We start from the raw sequence: 9,443 nt of genomic DNA, 5'->3' as shown, positions 1-9,443 counted from the left end.
AACGTCCGTTTTATATCTTGAGCGCCATAAATTCCGGTGTGAAAGATATTCGAGACGTGATTGAAAAAGCCAAACAAAGTGGTGGATTATTTACAGCTAAAAACCCAATTTTGTTTATCGATGAGATTCATCGTTTTAGTAAATCGCAACAAGATTCTCTATTAGCTGCTGTCGAAAAAGGTTGGATTACACTAATTGGAGCTACGACTGAAAATCCAAGTTTTGAAGTTATCCCTGCTTTATTGTCAAGATGTCAGGTTTATATTTTGAATGCTTTTTCTAAACAAGATCTCGAAGCACTTTTGCAACGAGCAATGACAACTGATACTTTTTTGAAAACTAAAAATATCGAATTAATTGAAACCGAAGCTTTATTACGTCTTTCAGGTGGAGACGGGCGCAAACTATTAAATATTTTTGAACTTGTTGTAAACGCTACAATTGAAGATCATATTTTGATTACCAATGAAAAAGTAATGCAACTGGTTCAGAAGAACACCGTTTTGTATGATAAAACTGGTGAACAACATTATGATATTGTGTCGGCGTTCATAAAATCTATTCGTGGCAGTGACCCAAACGGAGCAGTTTATTGGCTGGCTCGTATGATTGAAGGCGGTGAAGATGTAAAATTTATTGCTCGAAGAATGCTTATTTTATCTTCTGAAGATATTGGTAATGCCAACCCAACGGCATTTATTATGGCAAATAATACTTTTCAGGCAGTAACAACAATTGGTTATCCCGAAAGTAGAATTATCTTGAGCCAATGTGCTGTTTATTTAGCAACCTCTCCTAAAAGCAATGCGAGTTATTTAGCAATTGGCGAAGCTCAAAAAGTAGTAAAACAAACTGGTGATTTGCCTGTTCCCATTCATTTGCGAAATGCGCCTACGAAACTCATGAAAGAATTGGGTTATGGTGATGAATACAAATATTCTCACGATTACAGTAATAATTTTGCCGAACAAGAATTTTTGCCCAACGAAATTTCGGAAACGGTTTTTTATAATCCAGGGAATAATTCTCGTGAAAATGGAACTAGAGAATTTTTAAAAAATAGATGGAAAGATAAGTATGGGTATTAGAAAAAATTACGAATTAAGAATTTATAAAAACTAAAAACATTGCTTTAGTTAAAAGGAATTATTGAAACTGATTGTTGTTTTTTTTCATAAAACGCTAGCCCTTTTTTGATACATATATATATGTATATTGCAGCAAATTAATTTATAAAAACATAATGAGAAAAACATTCTTAATTTTTTTAGTATTTGCAGGAATAACTAAAATCGAAGCGCAGGAAAATATTATAAAAGCAAGTTTACTTTATGGTAATGCAGGATTACAATACGAAAGATCATTATCTCAACATTTTTCTTTGGTAGGACAAGCTGGTTTGGGTTTTTCAAATTATTCAGACACTCATATTGCTAATGATTTTAGTACTGGTTTTGGTTATTACTTTGAAGGAAGATATTATTTTTCTTCAACAAAAGATAAAATGACAGGTTGGCATATAGGTCCTTCTGTAAATATTGCAAAAACTACAAGTAAAAAAACGGCTATTGTATATGAATCAAATATTTATAGTCTATCCGCTGGAAGTCAATGGATTTTTGAATCTAAACTTTCGTTTGAATTTTTTCTTGCAATTGGATATCAAGATATTAAATCTGGATCAGAAATGTTAGATCCAACTGGCTTGCCAGTGATGCCTTCTGGTGGGATTTCTGTAGGCTACGCATTTTAGTTTACCCAATATATTTTATAAAGGCGTTCTAGAAATATTTTCTGAACGCCTTTTTTTAGAAAAAGTAAAAACTTTAGGTTGCAATTAAAACTTAATATCTAATTTTTCTGAAACTAATTTTCCATTGTCTAAATATTCGAAAAACCAAACCTCATTTTTAGCAAAAACAACACCACTTTTTCCGTCTTTATTGCACAGGTAAATTGCACTTCTTGTTGTTTTGTACAATACTAATTCTTGTTGAGTCGCTTGATTTTTAGCTTTTACAAATATTTCGTTTGTGACTGGCTTATCGTTTTTTGTGACTTTTTCGTATGTTACGCCAGTTTCAGATTTTATGACTTTCGTAACTTCATTCGACACACTTTCTACATCACGAGATTTCAATTTTTCTTGCGCTTCATCATCATAATAAGTTTTTCCCGAAAACTTATATTTAGCTTTATCAAAAGATTTTAAGGTTAATAACAAGGATTGATTATATGCTTTTGCAAATTCTTTTTCTCTACTTTCTCCTAAATCGGTGGTGAATAAAACTACTTGTCGACAATCTTTAAATTCAATTTTTATTCTTGTAGAAAACATCGTATTATCTTCGATAACATTTACAAAAACTTTATTGCAATTGTAATCTAAAAATCCTTCTGGTAAAACATCGGTCGAAACATAAGCTTCAAATCCTTTTTGTTTTAAGAAAGCTTTGATGGTTGAATTAATTCTATATTGATTGTCTTCTTTTTGAAATTCAAATTTTGAAGGAATTATTGCCATTTCATAATCATTCAAAGATGATTGAGAATATATTAAACTTGAAAATAAGGCAATTGCTATTAAAAATAATCTGTTTTTCATTTTAAAAAAGTTTTTTAAGTTCTGCTAAGTTAGCAATTTGATTAATACTTTGTATGACTTCTATTTGATTTGGATTAAAAAAAATAGCTTCTATTCCGAAATCTAATGCGCCATTTACATCGGCATCGAGACAATCTCCTATCATAACGCTTTCTAATTTTTGAGCATTAGCAACATTTAAAGCATGTTCAAAAATAATTGGATTCGGTTTTTTTGCTCCAGCCAATTCTGAATTTGTAATGGTTTTAAAATAATGACTAATATTAGAATTGTTCATTTTTTTATATTGCACTTCTGCAAAGCCATTTGTTATTATATGCAACTGATATTTTTCACTTAAAAAATCTAAAACTTCGATAGCATCATCAAACAAATGATTAAAATCAGGTAAAAATTCGATGTATTCATCAGAAATTACATCAATTTGTTTATCTGAAATTTCATGATTCAAAATATCGAAAGTATCTTTTAGTCTTTTATAACGCAATTCTTGATGTGTTATTTCATCTTTCTGATACAACTTCCAACAGGATTGATTAATTGGCGAATAAACAGTTATGAAATCTTCCACTTTAATATTTGGAAAATAATTATTTAAAATTCGTTCAAAAGCCAATTCCGAATTTTTATCAAAATCCCAAAGTGTGTGATCTAAATCGAAAAAAATATGTTTTATTCTCTTCTTCATAAATTAAAAAATATCTTCATCTCGAAAACTCAAATAACCATTTTCGGTAATAATAATGTGATCTAAAACAGGAATAGTAAGTTGTTGTCCAGCTAGTTTTAATTGTTTAGTCAAAGTCTTATCGGCATCGCTCGCTTCTAGTTTTCCCGATGGATGATTATGCGAAAGTATAATGGCTACCGCATTTTGCTCTAATGCCATTTTAAAAACCATACGAACATCGACAACGGTTCCTGTAATTCCACCTTTACTAATTTGTGATTTATAAATCACTTTGTTAGAATTATTTAGAAATAAAACCCAAAATTCTTCGTGTACTAATTCCCCAATAATAGGTTGCATAATATCGAAAACCGCTTTACTAGAAGTGATTTTTTTGAGCTCTACTGTTTCTTCTGCTCGGCGGCGGCGACCTAATTCGGTTGCAGCAACAATAGAAATAGCTTTTGCTTCTCCAATTCCTTTAAACTCCGTTAATTGTTTTAGGGACAATTTACCCAAAGCATTCAAATTATTATCGACACTAGCCAAAATGCGTTGCGATAATTGCACGGCACTTTCCGACCGACTTCCTGAACCAATGAGAATAGCAACCAACTCGGCATCGCTTAAAACCTGCTTTCCTTTTAGCATGAGTTTTTCTCGCGGTTGATCGTCTTCTGACCAGTTTTTTATGGAAAGATTTTGTTCCATTACGAAATTAACTCCTTAACCTCATCAAAATTTAATCCGCCATAATTTCCAGAACTCATTAATAATAAAGCGGAATTTTCTAAATTAAGGTTAAATAAATAATCTTTAAAATCTTTTGGATTGGTATAAATAATTAAATCTTTTCTATTGAATGCTTTGGCTATTTGCTCGTAAGTAACTTCTTCGAGTTGTTTTATTTTTACTGCATCTGGCGAATAGAAAACCACAGCAACATCAGCATATTCTAATGCGCCTTCGTATTCTTTCAGAAACTCAGCATTCAAACTACTATAAGTGTGAAGTTCTAAACAAGCCACAACTTTTCTGTTAGGATATTGTTCTTTTACAGCTTTGGTTGTAGCGGCAACTTTACTTGGTGAATGTGCAAAATCTTTGTAAGCAACTTTTGTCTTACTCTCGGCAATTTTTTCTAATCTTTTAGAAGCACCTTTGAAACTAGCAATGGCTTCGTAAAAATCGGCTTCATCAATGCCCATGTTTTGGCAAATCCATTTGGCTCCAGCCAGATTATTAAGATTATGCGCTCCAAAAACTTCGATTGGCATATCGCCTTCTGGCGTTTCTAGTAGTGTTATTCCGCCATTTACAGTATATTTTGGCGTGTGATATGGAATTCTTCTTATAGGATTTATTGAAGCTTCAGCAACACGTTTTACTTCCGAATCATCTTCATTGTAAACTAAAATTCCGCCATTGGTAATTTTTTGAATAAAAATTTCAAATTGTTCTACATAATTTTCATAAGTAGGAAAAACATTAATATGATCCCAAGCAATTCCTGAAATTAGGGCAATGTTGGGTTGATATAGATGAAATTTTGGTCTTCTATCCATGGGTGAAGACAAATATTCGTCGCCTTCTAAAACAATAAAATCATTTTCTTCTGTAAGATGTACCATGGTATCAAAACCTTCGAGTTGTGCTCCTACCATATAATCAACTTCGATATTATGATAATGCATCACATGCAAAATCATAGAAGTAATAGTTGTTTTTCCGTGAGAACCACCTATAACAACACGAGTTTTATTCTTAGATTGCTCGTATAAAAATTCTGGATACGAATATATTTTTAGTCCTAACTCTTGTGCTTTTAGCAATTCCGGATTGTCCGCTTTGGCATGCATACCTAAAATTACCGATTCGATATCGGACGTGATTTTTTCAGGAAACCAACCTAATTCTTTTGGCATTAATCCTTTTTTTTCTAAACGAGATTTTGATGGTTCGAAAATAGCATCATCACTTCCTGTAACTTGATATCCTTTATTATGTAATGCCAATGCTAAGTTGTGCATGGCGCTCCCGCCAACGGCGATAAAATGTGTACGCATTTTTTGTTAATTTACTTCGTCAATTCGCTGACGCTGGGTGTATACTAGTTGATTTGTTTAAGAGATTAATCGAATTAACGATTAAACTTTTTCATCAAATTGTTCTTTTAAGTTTATTGCCTTTTGTTTGTCTTTCAATTTATTCAAATATAAATCATATAATTTATTGAAAGTAGTTTTTGAATGACCAATTTCATATGCTTTTAAATAATTTATTTCAGCATTTGCATATCTATTAAAATAGCTGTCGATATAACCTTTTGCTAAATAACCATCTACTTTTGAAATAGAGGACAATTCATTAGCATATTTTTGGGCTTTACTTTCACTTCCACCCACAATTCCGGGTAATTCGGTATAAAACATGACTAATGCCCAACGGGCTTCTATATGTTTTGAATCTAGTTTTGCAGCTGTTAAAAAAGCATTTTCTACGTCATCAATCATTCCTAAAGCCTTAAATTTATTAACAGATTTTGCTTTTAGCCCCATCGCCCCGCCATATTTGTACCAGTAATCGGCATTTTTTGGGAAAGCAATTATTAATTTTTTGCCACAAGCAATTGCTTCGTCCCAATTTTGGGAATAAATAGCTATTTCCCCCAAATAATCAATGGCTTTGTAGTCTTTTCTATTCTCTTTTATTGAGTTTTCTAAAAAAGGTTTTGCTTCCCCGTATTTTTTTTGTTCCATCATTTTTTGCCCTTTTTCAAAATTGGTTTGGGCAGAAACGGAAAAAAACGAAAATAACAAAATGAGGTAAACATTTTTCATTTTTCAAAAGTAGGAAAAATTAAAAAAAGAGACCGTTAAATAACAATGATTTTATTACATAGGAATCTCACAAACTAATCAAATAGATTAGAAATTCTTACGGAATGACAAACACTACATAAACGGAATGACAAAATGTATAGTAACAAAACTTGTTAAATAAAAAAACCGTTCCAAAAATGGAACGGTTTTTTTATTTGTTTTGGTAATGATTATTTAACCAAAGTCATTTCATCAACAATATGTTTAGCTCCTGAGAAATTCTCGATTACCCAAAGCACATAACGAATATCAACATTAATAGTTCTTTGTAATTTAGGATCAAAAATAACATCTCCAGCCATAGCTTCAATGTTTCCGTCGAAAGCAAGACCTATTAATTCTCCTTTTCCGTTTAGAACTGGTGAACCAGAATTTCCTCCTGTAATGTCATTATCGGTCAAGAAATTCACGTGAAGCGAACCATCTTTATCCCCAAAACGACCAAAATCTTTTTTATTATTCATTTCAAGCACACGAGCTGGCAAATCAAATTCTTCGTCGCCTTTCTTGTATTTCTTAACCTGTCCAGCAAGTGTTGTATAGTTATTCACTTTTGCGTCATTACGTTTATCAGCTGGCAAAGCACGAACTTTTCCGTACGTTAAACGCAAAGTTGAGTTTGCATCTGGATATTTGATAGCTCCAATTTTTGACTCACGTAAACCTTCAACTAATAATCTAAATGAAGCTCCATAATCATTTTGTGCTTTTGCAATAGCATCAGATTTTGATGTAAAATGTGTTAACATATCATTTGCCAAAGCGTACAAAGGATCGTTATCTAATAAACCTTGACTTGGTAAATCTAAGAAAGCTTTAACCCTTTCCTTAGATGTTAAAATACTCAAATCGAAAGCAGCATTCACATATTTAGTGAAATCATTATTGTTTTCTTTAGCTAATTTAGCTACCATTGGCGCAATATCATAACCTGTAGATTTTGTAGCATATAATTTTAATTGTGCTGCCAAAAGATCTTTTTCTGCAGGAATCAACAAATCTTTAAACATCGTTTCAGAAGCTTCCATGATTACTGGAGCCATTTGAGCACGTTTAGTAGCATCAGCTTTTACATAGGTATCGAGTTGTTTTCCTAAAGTTCTTCCAATAGCACCATAAGTGGTTGTTCTAAACAATTGCTGTAAATAATTATCATGACGAGATTTCTCGTTTGTTAAAGCGTAGAATTTATTAATATTTGAAACCACATTTCCGTACTTAGCTTTATTTGCTGGTAGGTTTGCCCATTTATCAAATTTAGTTTCTTGTATTGCTTTAGATTTAGCTGTTCCAAATTTGCTTAATGCATCAATCATTCCTTGGCGATTTTTCCAATAATTAGCCGTCGAAGCATATTTTGAAGCATAAACTAATCTAGAAGCATCGCTTTGATCCATGTATTTCTTCATGTTATCCATTCCAGTTTTTGCACCTTCAACCCAAGCAGGATAAGCAAATTTTACATTTTGCTCGATTCCTCCAGCTGGCATCCAACGATTTGTACGACCTGGATAACCTAGAATCATAGCAAAATCTCCTTCTTTTACACCAGCTAAATTTACTGGCAAATAATGTTTTGGCTGTAATGGAACATTATTTGTAGAATATTCTGCTGGATTTCCGTTAGCATCTGCATAAACTCTAAACATAGAAAAATCGGCAGTGTGACGTGGCCATTCCCAGTTGTCTGTATCTCCTCCAAATTTCCCTAAACTTTCTGGCGGAACTCCCACTAAACGAACGTCTTTGTAATCTTGATACACAAAATAGTAGTATTCATTTCCTTGAAAAAATGGACGAACTGAAACAGTATATTTTCCACCTTCGTTATTTTCTTTTTCAATTAAAGCAATTTCTTTATTTATAGCTGCTTCACGCTCCAATTCAGTCATTGAAGGGTTTACTTTTGCTAAAATTCGTTTAGAACAATCGTCCATACGAACAAAGAAACGAACATATAAACTTGATGGTTTTTTTTCGTCGGCACGATTTGCAGCCCAAAAACCATCTTTTAATAAATTATGTTCTGCAGTAGAAAGTTCTGCAATTCCGTCATAACCACAGTGGTGATTTGTTAATACTAATCCGTCTTTAGAAATTAGTTCAGCTGTACAACCTCCGTTAAATTGAACGATGGCGTCTTTTAAACTATGGTGATTGATACTGTAAATCTCCTCAGATGTTAGTTGCAATCCCATTTTTTCCATATCTCTATGATTTAAACGTTCGATGAACATTAGAAACCACATTCCTTCATCAGCTTTAACACTTGCAGGAACAAGCATAATAGCAACAATTAAAGATAAAATAATCTTTTTCATAATTTTGTTTTTTTAGTAGTGCGAATATAATTTATTTTTAAAAAATTTGAAAAGAATAGCTTAGTTAATGATAGTTTGTTAAGATAATTTTAACTTAATACTTCAAAATTAAGACGAGATTTATTCTGGTCAGTTTTTTAAGAATACCTAATTTATAAATTAATAAAAGCGGCACTCATTGAGTACCGCTTTTATTATTATTCTTTTATTACTTTAAAAGTTTTACTATTTCCGTTTTCCAAGATTATTTTCCCAAGATAAAAGCCTTTTTTGAGGTTATTAGGATTTATTTTTAATTCTGTACCACTATTTTCTGTGGTTTCACTAAAAACTTGTTTTCCTGATAAATCATATATACCGACAACTACTTGTCCAAATAATTCATTGTTATCATTATAAATTACAAACTCTTCAGAAAAAGGATTTGGATATATATTTAATTCAACTTCATTTGCTATACTTTGACCTTCAATAGAAAGAAATGGTTGTGTAAAATCTCCTTTTTCATTATTATTTTTATCTAGTGAAGACACGACAAAATATTTGGTATTTATTAATGTTGCATTTACCAACAATTGATTTCCAACAACAATATCTAAAATTTTAGAGCCATCGTTCTGATTTGTTAATGCTTGAAGTGCATTATCGAAAGCATAAACCACATATTTTATAGGCAAATCACCATCTGAAGCTACTGCTGGAGTATTCCATTTTATATATAACCCTTCTATTCTTGTATTTGTTGGGAAATTAGGACAAACTACATCTTTTCCAGTTCCTATGATTGGAGGAGCAAACGATTTATATTGATATTGTGCTGAATTTAAAGCTGAATTAATCGTCTTATCATTGTTTTTTATAGAGGAATATCTATAAGCAATTTGTCCAAAAGTGGCGTCCATATTTGTTGCTCTATCTTGAATAATTTGATTCTGAATCTCACTAACTGACCAGTTACTGGCATC

Annotated in this window: 9 protein-coding genes; 2 read left to right on the top strand and 7 right to left on the bottom strand. The window is 31.9% G+C overall.

Features of this window, described 5'->3' with window-relative positions; translation table 11 throughout:
• Positions 1 to 1,088, top strand: a 1,088-nt coding sequence (locus ACKVOV_RS05510) for a replication-associated recombination protein A (protein WP_409205766.1), incomplete at its 5' end; no start/stop codon positions are given.
• Between the two features lie 155 nt (positions 1,089 to 1,243).
• A complete protein-coding gene (locus tag ACKVOV_RS05505) occupies positions 1,244 to 1,753 on the top strand; it encodes a DUF3575 domain-containing protein (protein WP_409205765.1) in 510 nt (169 codons plus the stop codon).
• Positions 1,754 to 1,837: 84 nt separating this feature from the next.
• Here ACKVOV_RS05505 and ACKVOV_RS05500 read toward each other — a convergent pair whose 3' ends face one another.
• The 7 genes from ACKVOV_RS05500 to ACKVOV_RS05470 all read right to left on the bottom strand — a co-directional run.
• Positions 1,838 to 2,605 carry a hypothetical protein gene (locus ACKVOV_RS05500; protein WP_409205764.1) on the bottom strand — a complete coding sequence of 256 codons (768 nt, stop codon included), beginning with the start codon at positions 2,603 to 2,605 and terminating at the stop codon, positions 1,838 to 1,840.
• A 1-nt stretch (position 2,606) separates the two neighbouring features.
• Positions 2,607 to 3,293 carry a YjjG family noncanonical pyrimidine nucleotidase gene (locus ACKVOV_RS05495; RefSeq protein WP_409205763.1) on the bottom strand — a complete coding sequence of 229 codons (687 nt, stop codon included), beginning with the start codon at positions 3,291 to 3,293 and terminating at the stop codon, positions 2,607 to 2,609.
• Positions 3,294 to 3,296: 3 nt separating this feature from the next.
• Positions 3,297 to 3,986 (bottom strand): RadC family protein, encoded by a 690-nt coding sequence (gene radC / locus ACKVOV_RS05490; RefSeq protein ID WP_409205762.1) that lies wholly within the window; start codon positions 3,984 to 3,986, stop codon positions 3,297 to 3,299.
• Complete coding sequence (locus ACKVOV_RS05485; RefSeq protein WP_409205761.1) at positions 3,986 to 5,341, bottom strand: UDP-N-acetylmuramate--L-alanine ligase; 1,356 nt, start codon at positions 5,339 to 5,341, stop codon at positions 3,986 to 3,988. Before ACKVOV_RS05485 ends, radC begins: the two co-directional genes overlap by 1 nt.
• An 81-nt stretch (positions 5,342 to 5,422) precedes the next feature.
• A complete protein-coding gene (locus ACKVOV_RS05480) occupies positions 5,423 to 6,115 on the bottom strand; it encodes a tetratricopeptide repeat protein (protein WP_409205760.1) in 693 nt (230 codons plus the stop codon).
• Positions 6,116 to 6,327: 212 nt separating this feature from the next.
• Entirely contained in the window at positions 6,328 to 8,478 is a 2,151-nt protein-coding gene (locus tag ACKVOV_RS05475) for a S46 family peptidase (RefSeq protein WP_409205759.1), read from the bottom strand.
• 197 nt (positions 8,479 to 8,675) lie between these two features.
• Positions 8,676 to 9,443, bottom strand: a 768-nt coding sequence (locus tag ACKVOV_RS05470; protein ID WP_409205758.1) for a T9SS type A sorting domain-containing protein, incomplete at its 5' end; no start/stop codon positions are given.

Source organism: Flavobacterium sp. (assembly GCF_046153165.1).
In the GTDB taxonomy this organism is placed as follows: domain Bacteria; phylum Bacteroidota; class Bacteroidia; order Flavobacteriales; family Flavobacteriaceae; genus Flavobacterium.
Note: the sequence above shows the minus strand (reverse complement) of the source record. Positions and strands in the feature narration are given on the sequence as shown.